Source organism: Pseudomonas sp. JL23 (genome assembly GCF_056933585.1).
In genome coordinates this window covers 6,016,083-6,036,937 of record NZ_CM167795.1, presented here as the reverse complement: position 1 = coordinate 6,036,937, position 20,855 = coordinate 6,016,083, and the positions used below count along the sequence as shown (strand labels likewise).

9 protein-coding genes, 2 tRNA genes and 2 rRNA genes are annotated in these 20,855 nt (G+C 60.1%); 9 read left to right on the top strand and 4 right to left on the bottom strand.

Annotation, left to right across the window (positions count from 1 at the left end):
* Positions 1-35 precede the first annotated feature (35 nt).
* The 7 genes from AC1Z24_RS27825 (at position 36) to recD (ending at position 13,132) form a co-directional block, all read left to right on the top strand.
* Positions 36-112: transfer RNA gene (locus AC1Z24_RS27825), tRNA-Ile, on the top strand.
* A 122-nt stretch (positions 113-234) separates the two neighbouring features.
* Positions 235-310, top strand: a tRNA-Ala gene (locus AC1Z24_RS27820).
* Between the two features lie 245 nt (positions 311-555).
* A 23S ribosomal RNA gene (locus tag AC1Z24_RS27815) occupies positions 556-3,449 on the top strand.
* Between the two features lie 144 nt (positions 3,450-3,593).
* Positions 3,594-3,709 (top strand): 5S ribosomal RNA (gene rrf, locus AC1Z24_RS27810).
* A 167-nt stretch (positions 3,710-3,876) separates the two neighbouring features.
* Complete coding sequence (gene recC / locus AC1Z24_RS27805; RefSeq protein WP_483743545.1) at positions 3,877-7,350, top strand: exodeoxyribonuclease V subunit gamma; 3,474 nt, start codon at positions 3,877-3,879, stop codon at positions 7,348-7,350.
* Positions 7,347-11,039, top strand: coding sequence for an exodeoxyribonuclease V subunit beta (gene recB, locus AC1Z24_RS27800; RefSeq protein ID WP_483743544.1), 3,693 nt, complete (start codon positions 7,347-7,349; stop codon positions 11,037-11,039). Before recC ends, recB begins: the two co-directional genes overlap by 4 nt.
* Positions 11,036-13,132: an exodeoxyribonuclease V subunit alpha gene (gene recD / locus AC1Z24_RS27795; protein ID WP_483743543.1), complete on the top strand. Its 2,097-nt coding sequence runs from the start codon at positions 11,036-11,038 to the stop codon at positions 13,130-13,132. Before recB ends, recD begins: the two co-directional genes overlap by 4 nt.
* 39 nt (positions 13,133-13,171) lie before the next feature.
* Here recD and AC1Z24_RS27790 read toward each other — a convergent pair whose 3' ends face one another.
* The 4 genes from AC1Z24_RS27790 to AC1Z24_RS27775 all read right to left on the bottom strand — a co-directional run bounded on the left by AC1Z24_RS27790 (position 13,172) and on the right by AC1Z24_RS27775 (position 17,601).
* The gene (locus AC1Z24_RS27790; protein WP_483743542.1) at positions 13,172-14,734 is read right to left on the bottom strand and encodes an amino acid ABC transporter permease/ATP-binding protein; all 1,563 of its coding nucleotides are present in this window, start codon (positions 14,732-14,734) and stop codon (positions 13,172-13,174) included.
* Between the two features lie 56 nt (positions 14,735-14,790).
* A complete protein-coding gene (locus tag AC1Z24_RS27785; protein WP_259106320.1) occupies positions 14,791-15,594 on the bottom strand; it encodes an ABC transporter substrate-binding protein in 804 nt (267 codons plus the stop codon).
* 77 nt (positions 15,595-15,671) lie between these two features.
* Positions 15,672-16,736 carry an isopenicillin N synthase family dioxygenase gene (locus AC1Z24_RS27780; RefSeq protein ID WP_483743541.1) on the bottom strand — a complete coding sequence of 355 codons (1,065 nt, stop codon included), beginning with the start codon at positions 16,734-16,736 and terminating at the stop codon, positions 15,672-15,674.
* 13 nt (positions 16,737-16,749) lie between these two features.
* Complete coding sequence (locus AC1Z24_RS27775) at positions 16,750-17,601, bottom strand: sugar phosphate isomerase/epimerase family protein (protein WP_483743540.1); 852 nt, start codon at positions 17,599-17,601, stop codon at positions 16,750-16,752.
* A 594-nt stretch (positions 17,602-18,195) separates the two neighbouring features.
* On the opposite strand from AC1Z24_RS27775, the gene AC1Z24_RS27770 reads away from it, so the two are divergent.
* The gene (locus tag AC1Z24_RS27770) at positions 18,196-18,648 is read left to right on the top strand and encodes a (2Fe-2S)-binding protein (protein WP_413310317.1); all 453 of its coding nucleotides are present in this window, start codon (positions 18,196-18,198) and stop codon (positions 18,646-18,648) included.
* A gap of 10 nt (positions 18,649-18,658) precedes the next feature.
* Entirely contained in the window at positions 18,659-20,848 is a 2,190-nt protein-coding gene (locus AC1Z24_RS27765; protein ID WP_483743539.1) for a xanthine dehydrogenase family protein molybdopterin-binding subunit, read from the top strand.
* Positions 20,849-20,855: the final 7 nt, after the last annotated feature.

The following is a 20,855-nucleotide window of genomic DNA, read 5'->3' as shown; positions in this document are numbered from 1 at the left end:
ATAGAAGCAGCTTAATGCTTTGCACGCCCGAATTCGGGTCTGTAGCTCAGTTGGTTAGAGCGCACCCCTGATAAGGGTGAGGTCGGCAGTTCGAATCTGCCCAGACCCACCAAATACTGGTGAGGTACTTGGCAAGAGCGCACCCCGCCTCCAAGGTAAAGAGCGGTGAGGTCAGATTTTGCAGTTCGAATCTGCCCAGACCCACCCATTTTGTGGAAAAGCCTGTAGCAATACGGGGCCATAGCTCAGCTGGGAGAGCGCCTGCCTTGCACGCAGGAGGTCAACGGTTCGATCCCGTTTGGCTCCACCATTTACTGCTTCTACATCTCGCTAAAGCTTAGAAATGAGCATTCCATCGGTTCGATGGTGAATGTTGATTTCTGGTCTTTGACCAGTTCGTTCTTTAAAAATTTGGGTATGTGATAGAAAGATAGACTGGAGAACACTTTCACTGGTGTTGTTCAGGCTAAGGTAAAATTTGTGAGTTCTCGAAAGAGAAGCAAATTTTCGGCGAATGTCGTCTTCATAGTATAACCAGATTGCTTGGGGTTATATGGTCAAGTGAAGAAGCGCATACGGTGGATGCCTTGGCAGTCAGAGGCGATGAAAGACGTGGTAGCCTGCGAAAAGCTTCGGGGAGTCGGCAAACAGACTTTGATCCGGAGATGTCTGAATGGGGGAACCCAGCCATCATAAGATGGTTACCTTACACTGAATACATAGGTGTATGGAGCGAACCAGGGGAACTGAAACATCTAAGTACCCTGAGGAAAAGAAATCAACCGAGATTCCCTTAGTAGTGGCGAGCGAACGGGGACCAGCCCTTAAGTGGCTTTGAGATTAGCGGAACGCTCTGGAAAGTGCGGCCATAGTGGGTGATAGCCCTGTACGCGAAAATCTCTTAGTCATGAAATCGAGTAGGACGGAGCACGAGAAACTTTGTCTGAATATGGGGGGACCATCCTCCAAGGCTAAATACTACTGACTGACCGATAGTGAACTAGTACCGTGAGGGAAAGGCGAAAAGAACCCCGGAGAGGGGAGTGAAATAGATCCTGAAACCGTATGCGTACAAGCAGTGGGAGCCCACTTTGTTGGGTGACTGCGTACCTTTTGTATAATGGGTCAGCGACTTATTTTCAGTGGCGAGCTTAACCGAATAGGGGAGGCGTAGCGAAAGCGAGTGTTAATAGCGCGTTTAGTCGCTGGGAATAGACCCGAAACCGGGCGATCTATCCATGGGCAGGTTGAAGGTTGGGTAACACTAACTGGAGGACCGAACCGACTACCGTTGAAAAGTTAGCGGATGACCTGTGGATCGGAGTGAAAGGCTAATCAAGCTCGGAGATAGCTGGTTCTCCTCGAAAGCTATTTAGGTAGCGCCTCATGTATCACTGTAGGGGGTAGAGCACTGTTTCGGCTAGGGGGTCATCCCGACTTACCAAACCGATGCAAACTCCGAATACCTACAAGTGCCGAGCATGGGAGACACACGGCGGGTGCTAACGTCCGTCGTGAAAAGGGAAACAACCCAGACCGTCAGCTAAGGTCCCAAAGTCATGGTTAAGTGGGAAACGATGTGGGAAGGCTTAGACAGCTAGGAGGTTGGCTTAGAAGCAGCCACCCTTTAAAGAAAGCGTAATAGCTCACTAGTCGAGTCGGCCTGCGCGGAAGATGTAACGGGGCTCAAACCATGCACCGAAGCTACGGGTATCATCTTTTGATGATGCGGTAGAGGAGCGTTCTGTAAGCCTGTGAAGGTGAGTTGAGAAGCTTGCTGGAGGTATCAGAAGTGCGAATGCTGACATGAGTAACGACAATGGGTGTGAAAAACACCCACGCCGAAAGACCAAGGTTTCCTGCGCAACGTTAATCGACGCAGGGTTAGTCGGTCCCTAAGGCGAGGCTGAAAAGCGTAGTCGATGGAAAACAGGTTAATATTCCTGTACTTCTGGTTATTGCGATGGAGGGACGGAGAAGGCTAGGCCAGCTTGGCGTTGGTTGTCCAAGTTTAAGGTGGTAGGCTGGAATCTTAGGTAAATCCGGGATTCTAAGGCCGAGAGCTGATGACGAGTCATCTTTTAGATGACGAAGTGGTTGATGCCATGCTTCCAAGAAAAGCTTCTAAGCTTCAGGTAACCAGGAACCGTACCCCAAACCGACACAGGTGGTTGGGTAGAGAATACCAAGGCGCTTGAGAGAACTCGGGTGAAGGAACTAGGCAAAATGGCACCGTAACTTCGGGAGAAGGTGCGCCGGTGAGGGTGAAGGACTTGCTCCGTAAGCTCATGCCGGTCGAAGATACCAGGCCGCTGCGACTGTTTATTAAAAACACAGCACTCTGCAAACACGAAAGTGGACGTATAGGGTGTGACGCCTGCCCGGTGCCGGAAGGTTAATTGATGGGGTTAGCTAACGCGAAGCTCTTGATCGAAGCCCCGGTAAACGGCGGCCGTAACTATAACGGTCCTAAGGTAGCGAAATTCCTTGTCGGGTAAGTTCCGACCTGCACGAATGGCGTAACGATGGCGGCGCTGTCTCCACCCGAGACTCAGTGAAATTGAAATCGCTGTGAAGATGCAGTGTATCCGCGGCTAGACGGAAAGACCCCGTGAACCTTTACTATAGCTTTGCACTGGACTTTGAATTTGCTTGTGTAGGATAGGTGGGAGGCTTTGAAGCGTGGACGCCAGTTCGCGTGGAGCCAACCTTGAAATACCACCCTGGCAACTTTGAGGTTCTAACTCAGGTCCGTTATCCGGATCGAGGACAGTGTATGGTGGGTAGTTTGACTGGGGCGGTCTCCTCCTAAAGAGTAACGGAGGAGTACGAAGGTGCGCTCAGACCGGTCGGAAATCGGTCGTAGAGTATAAAGGCAAAAGCGCGCTTGACTGCGAGACAGACACGTCGAGCAGGTACGAAAGTAGGTCTTAGTGATCCGGTGGTTCTGTATGGAAGGGCCATCGCTCAACGGATAAAAGGTACTCCGGGGATAACAGGCTGATACCGCCCAAGAGTTCATATCGACGGCGGTGTTTGGCACCTCGATGTCGGCTCATCACATCCTGGGGCTGAAGCCGGTCCCAAGGGTATGGCTGTTCGCCATTTAAAGTGGTACGCGAGCTGGGTTTAGAACGTCGTGAGACAGTTCGGTCCCTATCTGCCGTGGACGTTTGAGATTTGAGAGGGGCTGCTCCTAGTACGAGAGGACCGGAGTGGACGAACCTCTGGTGTTCCGGTTGTCACGCCAGTGGCATTGCCGGGTAGCTATGTTCGGAAAAGATAACCGCTGAAAGCATCTAAGCGGGAAACTTGCCTCAAGATGAGATCTCACTGGAACCTTGAGTTCCCTGAAGGGCCGTCGAAGACTACGACGTTGATAGGTTGGGTGTGTAAGCGCTGTGAGGCGTTGAGCTAACCAATACTAATTGCCCGTGAGGCTTGACCATATAACACCCAAGCAATTTGCTTAAGAAGCGAGTTGCGGTGTATGAAGACGCACAAACCGAAAGTTTGCGACTCACAAAACACCGATATCACATACCCGATTTGCTGAAGCGAGGCCATCTGGTCACGAGTCAGTACCCGAATTTCTTGACGACCATAGAGCGTTGGAACCACCTGATCCCATCCCGAACTCAGCAGTGAAACGATGCATCGCCGATGGTAGTGTGGGGTTTCCCCATGTGAGAGTAGGTCATCGTCAAGATTAAATTCCGAAACCCCATTTGCGAAAGCAAATGGGGTTTTGTTTTTGCGCGGGAAAAATGCTGTCAGATCTGCGACAGCTTCTACACAGATTGTCGGTGGCAATCATCCCCTGTTGCCCTTAAGGTTCGGGCTTAGATATTTGCATCATTAGCCAAGGAAGCAGCCATGTCCGTCAAAACCTCTCTGAGCCCCGGTTTCATGGTGGTGCATGGCAACCGCCCGGATGAGCTGCGCAGTCTGGTTGTGTCCTGGATGCGACGTTATTCCCTGGCGCCGCTGGAAAACGAGATTGCCCTGGTACAAAGCAACGGCATCGCCCAATGGCTCAAACTGGCCCTGGCCGAAGATGCCTTGCAGGACGATCAGGGTGGTTGCGGAATTGCCGCAGCCATCGACGTTCAGCTCCCCGGCAGTTTCATGTGGAAGCTGTATCGGCAGGTGCTGGGCCGCGAGGAAATCCCGGAAATCTCCCTGCTGGATAAAGCACCGCTGACCTGGCGCCTGATGCGCCTGCTTCCCGCTTTGATCGACCAGCCACACTTTGAGCCGCTGCAACGCTTCCTCACTGCCGACACCGATCTGCGCAAGCGCTATCAACTGTCCGAACGCCTGGCTGATCTGTTCGACCAATATCAGGTGTATCGCGCCGACTGGCTGGAAGACTGGGCCTGCGGCCGTCATGAATTGCGCAGCGTCCGTGGTGAGGTCAAACCCCTGGCCCCGGCCAATATCTGGCAGGCCGAGCTCTGGCGTGCCTTGTTGCTGGATGTCGGTGAACAAGGCATGGCCCAGAGCCGCGCCGGGGTGCACCAGCGTTTTATCGAGCACATGAGCCAACTCAAAGACGCGCCAAACGGCCTGCCTGCACGAGTGATTGTCTTCGGCATTTCTTCACTGCCCGCCCAGGCGCTGGAAGCCCTGGCCGCTCTGTCAAAGTTCAGCCAGGTGCTTCTCTGTGTGCATAACCCTTGTCGCCATCACTGGGCCGATATCGTTGCCGACAAGGACCTGCTGCGCCATCAGTACAAGCGCCAGACCCGCAAGAGCGGCATGCCGCAGATACTCGATGCCGAAGCCATGCACCAGCACGCTCACCCGCTGCTTGCGGCCTGGGGCAAACAGGGTCGTGATTACATCAATCTGCTGGACACCCACGACGAGCCAAACAGCTACCGTTCATGGTTCAAGGACGAGCGTATCGACCTGTTCAGCGAGAGTGAACCGACCACGCTGCTCAGCCAGTTGCAGGACGATATTCTCGAGCTGCGCCCCCTGGAAGAAACCCGTTCGCTATGGCCCGCTGTCGCGCCCCTGGAAGACCGCTCTATCCGTTTCCATGTCGCCCACAGCGCCCAGCGTGAAGTGGAGGTGCTGCACGACCAGTTGCTCGCCCGCTTCAGCAAGGACCCGAGTCTGCGGCCCCGGGACATCATCGTCATGGTCCCGGATATCGACAGCTACGCGCCGCATATCCGCGCCGTGTTCGGTCAGCTTGATCGTCATGACAACCGCTTTATTCCCTTCACCCTGTCGGACCAGAGCCAGCGGGGGCGTGATCCGTTACTGATCGCCGTCGAGCACTTGCTGAAGATCCCCGATAGCCGTTTCCCGGTCAGCGAGATCCTTGACCTGTTGGATGTCCCGGCACTGCGCGCGCGCTTCAAGATTCAGGAACGTGACTTGCCAACGCTGCACCGCTGGATCGAAGGCGCAGGCGTGCGCTGGGGCCTGAGCGCCGGGCAACGTGCAGGGCTCGGCCTGCCCGAAGGACTTGAACAGAACAGCTGGCATTTCGGCTTGCGGCGAATGCTGCTCGGTTACGCGGTAGGTGCCGGTGTGGCCTATGAAGGTATAGAGCCCTACGACGAAATCGGTGGCCTTGATGCGGCCCTGATCGGCCCTTTGGTGGCCTTGATCGATGCCCTGGAAGTCGCTCATCGCGAGTTCTCCCAGACCGCGACACCCGAAGCCTGGGGGATGCGTCTGCAAGCGTTGATTCAGGTGTTTTTTCGCGCCGACAGCGAGCACGACGACTACCTGCTCAGCCAGCTGGAGCAATTGCGTGAGACCTGGATGCAGACCTGCGAGGCCGTCGGCCTGACTGACGAGCTACCGCTCACGGTGGTCCGCGAAGCCTGGTTGGCCGGGCTTGATCAGGGGCGTCTGTCCCAGCGCTTTCTCGCCGGCTCGGTGAACTTCTGCACCCTGATGCCGATGCGTGCCATCCCCTTCAAGCTGGTCTGCCTGCTGGGCATGAACGATGGTGATTACCCGCGTGCGCAACCGCCACTGGACTTCGACCTGATGGGGGGCGACTACCGCCCCGGTGATCGTTCGCGCCGTGAAGACGACCGTTATCTGCTGCTCGAAGCACTGCTGTCGGCCCGTGAGCAGTTGTACATCAGTTGGGTTGGCCACAGCATTCGCGACAACAGCGAGCGCCCGGCATCGGTACTGATTGGTCAACTGCGCGATCACCTGGCCAGCGGCTGGAAACCGGCCGGTGCCGAGCAGGCGGATGATGCCGGACAGCGGCTGCTTGAGGCGCTGACCCTGCATCATCCGTTGCAACCCTTCAGCGGCAAATACTTCCACGAAGGCAACACCGCACTGTTCAGCTTCGCCCGCGAATGGCAGGTGTTGCATGGTCCACTTGAACAACCGACACCACTGCTCAGCCTGCCCAAACACGAGCAGGACGAACCCCTGAGCCTGATGCAGTTGCAGGATTTCCTGCGCAATCCGGTCAAGCATTTCTTCAGTCAGCGCCTGAAGATCTATTTTGAAGTCGCGCAAGCCCCGCTGGCCGATGAAGAGCCCTTCGTGCTTGACGCTCTAGAGCGCTACAGTTTGAGCGAAAGCCTGCTCAGTGCCGCCCTGGTTGAAACGGCGGGCAGCGACGATGCCCTGCAAGCTCAGGCCCGCCGCCTGCAAGCCAGTGGCCTGCTGCCCATGGCCGGTTTCGGCACTAGCCTGCAACAGGAGTTGATCGAGCCGCTACCCGAGCTGCTGCAACGCTATCAGGCGCTGCTGCAACTTTGGCCGCAGGCGTTGGAAAGCGCGCTGCCCATGACCTTCAGCCATCAGGGTGTCACGGTGGATGGCTGGCTTGGCGGGCTGCGGCAGAATGCGCAGAACCACTACCTGCTGATCCATATAATCCCTAACTCCATCGGTTCGAAAAAGACCCGCAAATGGCACCGCCTGGTACGCCCTTGGGTGACCCATCTGGTGGCCTGCGCCTGTGGCCTGCCCTTGAGCACGGCACTGGTGGCCAGCGATGAAACCCTGTTGCTCGAACCTCTGCCGCTGGATCACGCCCGTACTACTCTGGAGCACCTGCTCACGGCCTGGCTCAAGGGCATGGGCCAACCGCTGCCGGTGGCGGTGAAGACCGCCTTTGCCTGGCTCGGCCAGACTGATCCGGCGAAGGCCGAAGCAGCAGCCTGCAAGGCCTACGAAGGTGATGGCGTGAACAGCGATGGCGAGCGCCGCGAAAGCACTGCCCTGGCCCGGCAGTTTCCGGACTTCGCTGCGTTGATCGACAGCGAAGAATTCCAGGGGTGGTGCGAAACCCTGTATCGACCGATTCTCAATGCGCCCTGGCAGTCCCTGTCCGGCGCGGAGGCCAACGCATGACTCTTGCTAACGCGTCCCTGCCCCTGGCCCTGCGCTTTCCCCTGCACGGCAGCCAGTTGATCGAGGCCAGCGCCGGTACGGGCAAGACCTTTACCATTTCCGCGCTTTACCTGCGCTTGATCCTTGGCCACGGCGATAGTACGTCCGCTTTTGGCCGCGAGTTGCTGCCGCCGCAGATTCTCGTCGTGACCTTCACCGATGCCGCCACCAAGGAACTGCGCGACCGCATCCGCACGCGTCTGGCCGAAGCGGCGCGGTTCTTCCGTGACGAGATTCCCGCCCCCGATGCCCTGCTCGCCGATTTGCGTGATCAGTACGCCACCGAGCAATGGGCGTCCTGTGCCAGCCGCCTGGATATCGCCGCGCAATGGATGGACGAAGCGGCCGTCTCGACTATCCACGGCTGGTGCCAGCGCATGTTGCGTGAGCATGCCTTCGACAGTGGCAGCCTGTTTACCCAGAGCCTGGAAACCGACCACAGCGAGTTATTGGGTGAAGTGCTGCGCGATTACTGGCGGCGTTTTTGCTACCCGATGAGTGCCGACGCCCTGGACTGGGTGCGCGCTAACTGGGGTGGGCCGGCAGCCTTGCTCTCGCGGGTTCGCGGGCTGTTCGGCAGTGAGCGTAAGGTGCCGCAGCAAGCGCCTGCCGAGCTGATCCTGGCGGCCTTGCAGGAGCGTCGCGAGGCCCTGAAAACCCTCAAGGCTCCCTGGATCGAGTGGTCTGCGCAGCTGTACCGCATCTGCCTCGATGGTGTGGCGAACAAGGCCGTCGACGGGCGCAAGATGCAGGAGCGCTACTTCAAGCCGTGGTTCGACAAGATTACTGACTGGGCCAGCGACGACACTCAAGAGGTGCTGGATATCGGCACCGGCTTCACCCGCCTGACCCCCGAGGGCATGGCCGAAGCCTGGAAGGGCAGTGCGCCTGACCATCCTGCTCTGGACGCGATGCTCGAACTCAAGGCCGCCCTCGACCGCCTGCCCACCCCTGACGCCGCCGTGCTCGAGCATGCCGCGTACTGGGTCGGCCTGCGCTTCGAGGAAGAGAAACGCCGTCGTGCCGAAATGGGTTTCGATGACATGCTGCTCAGGCTCGACGCCGCGCTTGGCGCCGATGGTGGCGAGCGTCTGGCCAGCTTGATTCGCGAGCAGTTTCCGGTGGCCCTGATTGACGAGTTTCAGGACACCGACCCGGTGCAGTACCGGATTTTCGAGCGCATCTATCGCCTGGAAGAAAATCAGCGCGAGACGGGCCTGTTCCTCATTGGCGACCCCAAGCAGGCGATCTATGCCTTCCGCGGCGCCGATATCTACACCTACCTGCGCGCCCGCACCGCTACCGCCGGGCGCTGGCATAACCTGGACACCAACTTCCGCTCCAGCCATGCGATGGTTGCAACGGTCAATCATCTGTTCCTGCGCGCCGAGCAGCGTGATATCGGCCGCGGCGCCTTTCTGTTCCGCGACGGTGAGGACAATCAGGTGCCGTTCCTGCCGGCGCTGTCCCAAGGCCGTAAGGAAGTGCTGCAGATTGATGGCGAACCGGGTGCGGCCCTGACCCTCTGGCAGATGGCAAGCGATCAACCGGTGTCCGGTGTGGGTTATCGGCAGCAATTGGCGGCCAGCTGTGCCAGCGAGATCGTCCGGCTGCTCAATGGTGGCCAGCAGGGGCGTACCGGCTTTGCCAAGACTGACGGCGCCCTGCGCGGCCTGCTGCCTGCCGATATCGCGATCCTGGTGCGCGACGGCAAGGAGGCTCAGGCCATACGCGGTGAGCTGACCGCCCGCGGTGTGCGCAGCGTGTATCTGTCGGACAAGGACTCGGTGTTCGCCGCCCAGGAAGCCCATGATGTACTCGCCTGGCTGCGTGCCTGTGCCGAGCCGGATGTCGAGCGCACCCTGCGTTCGGCGCTGGCCTGCATCACCCTGAACCTGCCCTTGGCCGAGTTGGAGCGCCTTAATCAGGACGAACTGGCCTGGGAAGCGCGGGTCATGCAGTTCCGCAAATATCGAGATGTCTGGCGTAGCCAAGGCGTGCTGCCGATGCTGCGCCGCCTGCTCCACGATTTTGAATTACCCCAGGCGCTGATCTTGCGCAACGACGGCGAGCGGGTGCTGACCAACCTGCTGCATCTGTCCGAATTGCTGCAGCAGGCCGCCGCCGAGCTGGATGGCGAACAGGCGTTGATTCGTCATCTGGGCGAGCACCTGGCCTTGTCCGGGCTGGCCGGGGAAGAGCAGATCCTGCGCCTGGAAAGCGACGAGCAACTGGTCAAGGTGGTGACCATCCACAAGTCCAAGGGGCTGCAATATCCCTTGGTGTTCCTGCCTTTTATCTGCTCGTCGAAGCCAGTGGACGGCAGCCGTCTGCCTTTGCATTTCCACGATGAACAGGGTCATGCGCAGATCAGCCTCATGCCCACCGAAGAACTGATCGAGCGCTCGGACAACGAACGCCTGGCGGAAGATCTGCGCCTGCTCTACGTCGCCCTGACCCGCTCCGAACACGCCTGCTGGCTCGGCGTAGCTGACCTCAAGCGCGGGACCTCCAGCAGCTCGATGCTGCACCGCTCGGCATTGGGTTACCTGCTCGGCGGTGGCCTGCCATTGGCCGATGCCAGTACCCTGGCGAGCTGGCTGCGGGATCTGGCCGAAGGCTGCGACGGCTTGCAGGTGCGGGACGTGCCTGAAGTCACCACTGACACCTTCAGCCCGCCGGTCAATCTGGCAGCCCTGCGCAAGCCGCGCCTGCCCCGGCGCAGCGCCGCGGAAAACTGGTGGATCGCCTCCTACAGTGCCCTGCGCATCGGTGACACCCTGGTCGCCGGCAGCGATGAATCGCCGGATACACCACAGCAGCAAAAGCTGTTCGATGACGAGCGCCTTGATCCAGAGGCTCCCCGTGAGGTGCCATCCAGTGGCGGCGATATTCACCGTTTCCCCCGTGGCTCCAACCCCGGCACCTTCCTCCATGGCTTGCTGGAATGGGCCGGTGAAGAAGGCTTCGCCCAGGTTGCTGCCGACCCGCAGCGTCTCGAGGACGCGGTGGCCCGTCGCTGCAACCGGCGTGGCTGGACCCGCTGGATCACCACCCTGCGTGACTGGCTGCAACACCTGCTCAATATGCCCTTGGCATTGGGCGCTGATGTCGCGCCGGTGGCCCTCGCAGGTCTGGATGAGCCCAACCAGTACCGTATCGAGATGGAGTTCTGGTTCGCCTGCCACAAGGTCGACGTCGCGCAGATGGATGCCCTGGTGCGCCGCTACACCCATAACAACGCGCCACGGGCAGCGACCCAGACCGTATCGATCAATGGCATGTTCAAGGGGTTTATCGACCTGACCTTCGAGCACGAAGGGCGCTATTACGTGGCTGATTACAAATCCAACTGGCTAGGCCTGGATAATCAGGCCTACACCGAACAGGCCATGCTCGATTCCATGCTGGAAAACCGCTATGACCTGCAATACGTGCTCTATCTGCTGGCCCTGCATCGCCAGCTCAAGGCGCGTCTGGCCGACTATGACTACGACCGGCAAATGGGCGGCGCGCTCTATGTGTTCCTGCGCGGCATCGACTCCCCCGGCCAGGGGCTGTTCTTCACCCGGCCGCCCCGCGAACTGATCGAACGCCTGGACCTGCTGTTCCAGGGCCAGCCTGACCTGCTTGCCGGAGAACCCGCATGAGCCGCTCCTTCGCCGATCTGCTGCCGACGCCCTTGGGTGACCAGAGCCTGAGTGACCTGGCTCCCCTGAGCCGGGTCGATGACTTGCTGTTGCTGCTGGAACGCTGGGTCGAGCGCGGCTGGCTACGGGCTTTGGACCGGGCCTTTGTCGGCTTTCTCAGCGGACTGGATGCCGAGGCCGATCCTTTGGTGCTGCTGGCGGCGGCCCTGACCAGTCACCAGTTGGGTCACGGCCATGTCTGCCTGGACCTGCACGAAACCCTCAAGGCGCCGGACTTTGCCCTGTCCCTGCCGCCCGAGGGCGATGTGCAGAACACGCCGATGCTGCTGCCGTCGCAACTGTTGGTGGCACTGGATGGCGATGCCTGGTGCCGAGCGTTGGCCGCTAGTCTGTTGGTAGCCCAGGCCGATGACTTCAGTGATGCAGGCATGAGCAAGCCCCTGGTGCTGTCCGGCGAGCGTCTGTACCTGCGCCGTTACTGGACCTACGAGCGGCGCATCGATGCCGCCCTGCGTCAGCGCCTGGCGCAACAGGAAGCCGCTCCCGAGGATCTGGCGCAACGTCTCGACAGCCTGTTCGGCAAGGCCGGCAGCAACCTGCAAATCGACTGGCAGAAACTGGCCTGTGCCATCGCCACCCGCGGTGCATTCAGCATCATCACCGGCGGCCCCGGCACCGGCAAGACCACCACCGTGGTGCGCCTGTTGGCGCTGTTACAGGCGCCGGCGGTGAAGAGCGGCACACCATTGCGCATCCGCCTGGCGGCTCCGACCGGCAAGGCCGCTGCGCGTCTGACCGAGTCCATCAGCCAGCAGGTGTTGAGCCTGGATGTCAGCGAAGAGGTGCGGCAGAAGATCCCCAGCGAAGTGACCACCGTGCATCGTCTGTTGGGCAGTCGTCCGGGCACCCGGCATTTCCGTCATCACGCGGGCAATCCGTTGCCGCTGGACGTACTGGTGGTGGACGAAGCCTCGATGATCGACCTGGAAATGATGGCCAATCTGCTCGATGCCTTGCCGCCCCACGCACGCATGGTACTGCTGGGTGACAAGGACCAGTTGGCCTCGGTGGAAGCCGGCGCAGTGTTGGGTGATCTGTGCCGCGACGCCGAAGTCGGGCGCTACAGCCCGCAAACCCAGGCCTGGTTGCAGGTGGTGGGTGGCGAAGACTTGAGTCAAAGCGATTTGCAGACCGGCGATCAGGCCCGCGAGCCGCTGGCGCAACAGGTGGTGATGCTGCGTTATTCCCGACGTTTTGGTGAGGGCAGTGGTATCGGCCAGTTATCGCGTCTGGTCAACAGCCAGCAGCACAGCCAGGCTCGTGCGCTGTTGAATGCGCGCAGTCACGACGACCTGTTTGCCCTGGCGCTCAAGGGCGAGCAGGACAAGGCGCTGGAGCGTCTGCTGCTCGACGGTCATGGTAGCGGCGGCCCGCAAGGCTATCGCTATTACCTGGGTGTACTGGCGCAGGAGCGTCCGCAAGCCAGTGCGCCGTTGGAAGATCCGTGCTGGAGCCAGTGGGGGCGCAAGGTGCTGGAAGCTTTCGATGCCTTCCAGTTGCTCTGTGCCGTGCGCAAGGGCGCCTGGGGCGTGGAGGGGCTGAATCTGCGGATCACTGCGGCGTTGGATCAGGCCGGGCTGATCAACAGCGAGCAACCCTGGTACGAAGGCCGCCCGGTGCTGATGACCCGCAACGACTACGGCCTGGGTCTGATGAATGGCGATATCGGCATCACCCTCAGCCTGCCGGAGCTCGACTACGCCAGGAGTGGCAAGCACGTACTGCGCGTGGCCTTCCCGCGCAACGACGGCAGTGGCGGGGTGCGTTTCGTTTTGCCGAGTCGGCTCAATGATGTGGAAACGGTATACGCCATGACCGTGCACAAATCCCAGGGCTCGGAATTCGCCCATACCGCATTGATCCTGCCCGAGGCGCTGAACCCGGTACTGACCAAAGAGCTGATCTACACCGGCATCACCCGGGCCAAGCACTGGTTCAGCCTGATCGAACCGCGCCAGGGCGTGTTCGAAGAAGCGCTGCAGCGCAAGGTCAAACGCTTGAGTGGGTTGATGTTGGGGTTGTCCAAACCCTGACACCCTATTCCCTGCACAACTCGTTGGTGTTGCAGCGCTTTAGCCCATCTGCTCCATCAACCCCGCAGCACTATCAAACTCCATCGCTGCCGCCCGCTCCAACCCCATAAATTGCAACACCCGTTCGCCAGCCTTGCCGGCACGAATGGTCTGCGGTCCGGCGTCGGCTTGCACCACGCCGTCTTCCATGAAAATCACCCGATCGGAGATGGACATGGCGAAGTCCATTTCATGGGTGACGATCAACATGGTCATACCTTCCTTGGCCAGGTCGCTTATCACCTTGAGCACCTCGGAGACCAACTCCGGGTCCAGCGCCGAGGTGGGTTCGTCGAACAGCATGATCTGCGGGTCCATCGCCAATGCGCGGGCAATGGCTACCCGTTGTTGCTGGCCGCCGGACAGCTGATGCGGATACTTCAGCGCGTGAGCCAGCAAGCCGACCTTATCCAGCAAGGCATAGGCCCGTTCTTCGCTGATGGCTTCGTCGCGGCCGTGGTAGACCGGTGCCATCGTCACGTTGTCGAGGATGGTGCGGTGCGGGAACAGGTTGAAGTTCTGGAACACCATGCCGATGCGCTGCACGCCCCGGCGGATCTGCGGGTTATTCGGTTTGTCGCCGGCATGGATAAAGCTTTCGCCGAACAGGATGATTTCGCCCTTGTCGATGCTTTCCAGGCCATTGACCGTGCGGATCAGCGAGGTCTTGCCCGAGCCCGACGGGCCAATGATAGAGATCACCTGCCCACTGTTGACGTCCAGGTCGATGCCCTTGAGCACCTGATGATGGCCGTAGCTCTTGTGAATATTCTTGAGTTGCAGCGCGGGAGCCGCACCACTGTTGACCTGGGTTTCGTTGCGCAGGGCAACCTTGCCCAGACGTGCGCGCAGGTTTTCCACGTCGCTGTGTTCCAGGGTCTGCGGCTTGCGGTTGTTCAGCTCCAGATGCTGCTCCAGGCGCTGGAACAGCCAGCCGAACACGGTGACGATCAGCACGTAGTACACCGCCACCGCCGACAGGGTTTCCATCACCAGGAAGTTGGTCGCATACAGGCGCTGGCCGACGGTCAGCAGCTCGGTCAGGGAAATCACCGAGACCAGGGAGGTCAGCTTGACCACCGTGATGTATTCGTTGATCAGGGTCGGCAGGGAGATGCGGAATGCCTGGGGAATCACGATCAAGCGTTGCAGGCCGATCACGCCGATACCCAGGGCACGACCCGCTTCTTTCTGGCCCTTGGCCACGGAAATCAGACCGCCGCGATGAATCTCCGCCATATAGGCCGCTTCCGTCACCACCAGCGCCAGCAGGCCGGAGTAGAACGGGTTGGACAGCACTTCACGGGTAAAGGGAAACATCTGTGGCAGGTTGTAGACGAATACCACCAGCACCAGCAGCGGCACGCTACGGAAGAACCAGATATAAATCGACGCCGGAATGCTCAACCAGCGGGCGCTCGACAACTTCGCCGACGCCAGCAGAAAGCCCAGCAACATACCGATGAACCAACCCAGCGCGCTGAGTTCGATCACGGTGATGCAGGACTCCCAGAAATCCGAAATCGAGAACAGGGAAAAAAAGTAAGGCCAATCGAATTCCATGGGCACCTCAAGCTGTCGGCCCCGTGGGAGGCCGACAGGTCAAACAGAGAGAAGAATCAGTTGCTTGGTTCTTCGAGATTGTATTTCTTCAGCAGGGCTGCATATTCGCCGGACTTCTTGGTTTCTTCGAAGGCCTTGAGCAGCGCGTCATGCAGCTCGGTGTTGCCCTTCTTCACGTAGATACCCAAGGTCTGCTGATAGATCGAATGCTCGGTGCTGACCACAACACGGCCCTTGGTGCGCTCGGCGATCAAACCGGCCGCGCCGTCGATTTCCACTTGGGCCTGGACGTTGCCCGACAGCAGCGCCTGAGTCACTTCCGGCGCGGACGGGAACTCGCTGACGGTGATGGCGCCCTTGCTGTTCGGCACGCAGTAGTCAGTGGACAGCTTGTTGAACTGGGCGACCCAGGTGGTGCCCTTTTCCAGGCCGACTTTCAGGCCGCAGAGGTCTTCCGGCACTTTCGGGCTCAGGGGGCTGCCCTTGAGCACCATGATCGCCGCGCCGGTCTTGGCGTAAGGAATGGCATCGGCTTTCAGTTTGCGCTCATCGGTCACGTACATGCCGGAGATGATCGCGTCGTAGTGGCCGGAGTCCAGGCTGGTGATCAGAGTCGAGAACTTGGTATCGGTAAATTCGGTCTTCAGGCCCATGTGCTTGGCCAGCAGACGGGACAGATCCGGGTCGGCGCCGACCACGTTTTTCTTCTCGTCATAGGACTCGAACGGCGGATAGGTGATTTCCATCCCTACCTTGAAGACACCCGGGCTTACGGTCGCGGCCGCATGGGCCAGGTTGGCACCGAGCACGGCGGCGGCAAGCAGGGTCAAGCGGACAGCAGTGTTCTGGTTGTTGCGCATCGTCGGTGACTCCGGATCAGGAAAGGTTAAGCACGGTTTGGTTGGCAAAGCGGTATTTCTATTCTGTTCAGCAGGCCTCAGGCCGGGTCTGCCGCCTGGTTTTTCAGGTGACCGAAACTCGACGGCTTGCGTGCCTTTTCGTAGAGCTTGAGTTCGCCGCTCGCCACTTTCTTGCGCAGGTACTGATAGGTCTGCAAGGCCTGGCCGAACATGTGTTCGCCGATGGTGATCTCCTCGTAATCCTTGCCGTCCTGGGCGAATTGCGGCAGCGGTTTGATCTGGGTGTGGAAGTCACAGGCGTAAAACAACGGGAAGGAATAACGCTCCTCGCTGACGGTGCGCACGCGGTGAGCGGTTGCAACGAACGTACCAGCGGTCATCACTTCAAGCATGTCGCCGATATTCACCACGAAGGCGCCTTCCACCGGCGGCGCGTCGATCCACTGGCCCTGATCGTTCATCACTTCCAGGCCCGGCTTGTCGGCGAGCAGGATGGTGAAGCACTCGTAATCGGTGTGTGCACCAATACCGGGCGCATCCTGGGCGGCGCCGTCGAACGGGTAGTGAATCAGGCGCAGCTTGGACGGCGGGCGGGTGACCATGGCATCGAAGTAGCCTTCTTCCAGGCCCAGGGCCAGGGCGAAGCCGTCGAACAGGCGGCGGCCGAGGGCGAAGATCGCTGCGTAATAAGCTTCCACTGCCGGACGGAAGCCGGGCAGGTCCGGCCACTCGTTGGCGCCGATCAGCGGGGTCTTGGCGATCACCAGCGGGTCTTCGTCACCCACTTCGAAGCCAATATCGAAGGCTTCCTTGTGATCCGGCTTGCCCTTGGCGTACACCTCTTCACCTTCCGGCACGAAGCCCTTGTGGCTGCGCGAGGTGCCGATGTAGTGCTGCATCTTGTATTCCAGGGACTGGGCGAACAGGTCCTTGGCGGCCTGGCGCAGGCCGTCGATCAGGCCTTGCTCGATGCCGTGGTTCTTGATGTACAGAAAGCCCACGGCGCGTGCTGCGGCGCCGAGGTCTTCGGCCACGAGCTTGCGCTGTGCGATATCGGCACTGAACAGCCCGGCGATATCCACCACCGGGATGCTTCTGAAATTGGCGGTCGCCGAAACGGCGGCGGCTGAAGGTTCGGACATGACGAAACGCTCCTTATCGGCTGGAGGAATGAGTGAAGCGTTGAAAGTGTTCGCGCTCGGTCTGACCCATCCACACATTGAGCGACCACAGATCGGCCACCGGGACATTGGTGAAGGGGAGGTGATGCAAGTAACCGTCGGCGCCGAACTCCGGAGTCAGGGTCGTGACCTGATAGCCGCGAGCCTGCTGCGAGCGCCAGATGGCTTCCCAGTGTTGTTGGTGGAAGGCCAGCTCTTTGGCGTATTCCGGCGCGCCAGGGTGCGGCACTTGCGGACCCTGGTCATAACCGACCCTGGCCTGAATGTGATGGACGCGCTCGACAAAGGCGCTGAGGTCGTCTTCCGGGTCATTGAGCAGGCGCTCGCAAGTGACGACCCAGTGGCTGATATCACTGGTGAAGCGCATGTCCGGCAACTGGCGGATCAACTCAAGCGTGACCCACGGGTTGAACAGTGAACGCGCGCGATGGCTTTCGAAGGTGCACATCTGCCCGTGCTTGCGCGCCAGTTCCATGGCCTGGCCGAAGAACTCGACCTGTTGGGCCAGTGACCAGCGATCATTGCCGGCCAGCAGATTGACGAAGCGCGGAGCCATTTCGCCGGCCCAGCCGAGCTTTTTGTCCAGATCGGCGAGGTGCTCGGCGACAGTGGCCGACTGTTCAGGCAATACGTCGTAGGCGGTGAAGACGGTGGCGATATAGCCGACCTGATTGCTGCGTAAAAAGGCCGCGAACTCGGCGCGCTCCACGGCGGACAGCGGCAGGCGCGCTTCCATGCCGCTGAAACCGGCGGCAAGCAATTCTTCCAGAGCCTGGGTCTTGCTGGCGGTGTAGCCCCACAGCGTGCGGAATATTTCCAGTTTCATCGAGCGACCCCAAAGCTTGCACTAATGATTGAACGAGTTGCGCCTCGACCAAAGGTCAGGAGCAGGCGACAACGGGCAGTAACCATTTGCAAGACAGGCGCTGGTCGCATCTCGATGGAACGACTCGTTATGGGGGCTGATCTTATTGGCGCCCGACGAGCGGGAAGAATAGGAAAGCTTAAATCCATAGTTCAGAGATTTCTAAACTATGTGGATCCCAGTCAACCTGGCCTAAAGGTTACTAACTATTTCTGTATTATTGAGTAGACTAGTCATCTATGAGCGAAGCCTGTGTCGTTTGAGCCGGGCTTGCCCGCGAATCAGACGGCGTGCATTTCCAGGCAAACCGTAGTGAGGCTTTCGCGGGCAAGCCTCGCTCCAACAGGATGACCAACTGTGGTCGCTGTATTTGCTTCTATATAACGAATACGCCTAAAAGCTATTCAATAGCTCTATACCGCATCATCCCTATAAACCCGGCAGCCATGTTCTACCGGGATGCAGCAAAAAACCGAAGCCTTCGCGCACTGCCATTCACGGGCCATGACCCGGACGATTCGTGCGCGTGAACCGTGATTTAAGCCCGAGGTTGCGATGCAAAAACTGACGATCAATGGCCAGGAGCACGAGCTGGATGTCCCCGATGACATGCCGTTGCTCTGGGCCCTGCGCGATGTAATGGGCCTGACCGGCACCAAATATGGCTGCGGTATCGCCCAGTGCGGCGTGTGTACCGTGCATCTGGATGGCCATGCCGTGCGCTCTTGCGTGTTGCCGGTCAGCGCCGTGGCGGGGCGCAAAGTCACCACCATCGAAGCCATCGGCGAGCAGCCGATCGGTCAGGCTGTGCAGAAGGCCTGGCTTGAGCACGAAGTGGTGCAGTGCGGTTACTGCCAGTCGGGCCAGATCATGTCGGCGGTGGCGCTGCTGCAGGAACACCCCAAGGCCAACGACGAACAGATCGTCAACGCCATGTCGGGCAACCTGTGCCGCTGTGCCACCTATACCCGTGTTCGCGCCGCTATCAAAAGCGTCAGCCAGGCCTGAGGAAGTCGTCATGTCCGATACAACACAAACCGCCGCGATGGTTTCGCGTCGCGGGCTGCTCAAGGGTGGCGCATTGTTGGGTGGTCTGGTGGTCAGTACCTGGCTGCCGCCATTGATGTCCCGTGGTTTTGCCGCTGACGCCATTCAAGGCGCGCGCCTGGGGGATGCCGCCGAGAAGGGCTACGGCGCCTTCGTGCGCATCGACCATGCCGGCCAGGTCACTGTGATTTCGCCGAAGATCGAAATGGGCCAGGGCGTGCAGACCGGCATTGCCATGATGGTCGCCGAAGAACTCGAAGTGCCCCTGAGCCAGGTAACCATTGCCGAAGCGCCGCCCAATGCGGCGTTGTACACCGACACCCTGCTGCAATTCCAGGCCACCGGCGGTTCATCTTCGACGCGCTACACCTGGGAGCCGCTGCGCAAGGCCGGTGCCGGGGCGCGCATTGTGCTGACCCAGGCTGCCGCGCTGCGCTGGAACGTCGCGCCGAGCCAGTGCCATGCCGAAAATGGCCGGATCATCGGCCCCAATGGCCAGAGCGCCGGTTACGGTGAACTGGTCGATGCCGCCGCCGCACTGCCGTTGCCTACGGATATCCCGCTCAAGGCCATCGCCGACTTCAAGCTGCTGGGCAAGCCCGTGCAACGCCTGGACACCCCGCATAAGGTCAATGGCAGCGCCAAGTTCACCATCGACCTGCAAGTCCCCGACATGCTCATCGCCTCGTCCCTGACCTGCCCGGTCCGTGGCGGCACCCTGCGCAGCGTCAAGGATGAAGCCGCGCGCAAAGTGCCCGGCGTGCGTGACGTGATCCGTCTGAGCAATGCCGTGGCCGTTACCGCGACCAACTTCTGGGCCTGCCAGCAGGCGCTCAAGGCCCTGGAAATCGAATGGGACCTGGGGCCGCACGCCAGCACCGATTCGGCGCAACTGGACAAGGCCCTGCTCGACGCCAGCTCGAAAGACGGCGTGTTCGCCAAGCAGGCCGGTGATATCGCCGGTGCCCTGAAAAGCGCGCCGAGCCATTTCGAAGCCGTCTACGAACAACCTTTCCTGTCCCACTCGCCGCTTGAGCCCATGACTTGCGTGGCCCATGTGCGCCCTGATGCCTGCGAACTGTGGGTCGGTTGCCAGGCGCCGGGTTTCGCCCAAATGGGCGCGGCCAAGGTCTGCGGCATGCCGGTGGAAAAAGTCGTGATCCACAACCAGCTCATCGGCGGCGGCTTCGGTCGCCGTCTGGAGTCGGACTTTATCTTTCAGGCCGTGGATATCGCCCGTCAGGTCAGCTACCCGATCAAGCTGATCTGGAGCCGCGAAGAGGACATGACCCACGACCTCTATCGCCCGCACTACGTCGACCGCCTCAACGCGGCACTGGACAAGGACCTGCGTCCGGTCGGCTGGGAGCACCGCATTGCCGGCGCTTCGGTCATGGCTGCCTACCTGGGGGCGCTGCCTCCCAATGGCGTGGATGGCGATGCCGTGGAAGTGGCCATCGACCCGATCTACACCTTGCCTCACCTGCAAGTGCGCTACATCCGCCAGGACCCGGAAGCGATTGCCGTGTCCTGGTGGCGTGGCGTGGGGCCGCTGCGCAGCACTTACGCGGTGGAAAGCTTTATCGACGAACTGGCCCATAACGCCAAGGCCGATCCGGTGGAATATCGCCTGAGCCTGATGCAGTCGCAACCCCGCGCTCAGGCCGTGCTGAAAAAGGCCGCTGAACTGGCCGACTGGAAGACTCCGCTGCCTGCAGGTAGCGGCCGTGGCGTTGCCGTTTCGGCGGTGTTCGGCAGCTTCGTCGCCACCGTGGTCGAGATTGAAAAACAGGGCGACAAGGGCCTGCATATCAAGCGCCTGATCACCGTGGTCGATTGCGGCTTCGTCAACAACCCGACCTCGGTGCTTTCGCAGATGGAAGGCGGCACTTTGTTCGGCCTGTCGGCAGCGCTGTTCAACGAGGTCCTGGTCGAAAAAGGCCAGGTGCAGCAGACCAACTTCCACACCTATCGGCAGATCCGCATGAGCGACGCGCCGCCGGTGGAGGTGCACCTGATGCCGAGCCTGGAAAGCCCTGGCGGTGTCGGCGAAACCGGTGCAGTGCCCGCAGCGGCCGCTCTGGTCAATGCCGTGCATGCCGCCACCGGCGTACGCGAGCGTCGTCTGCCCCTGAGCCGTTTCGGCTATTTCACTGTTTAAGGAGCGC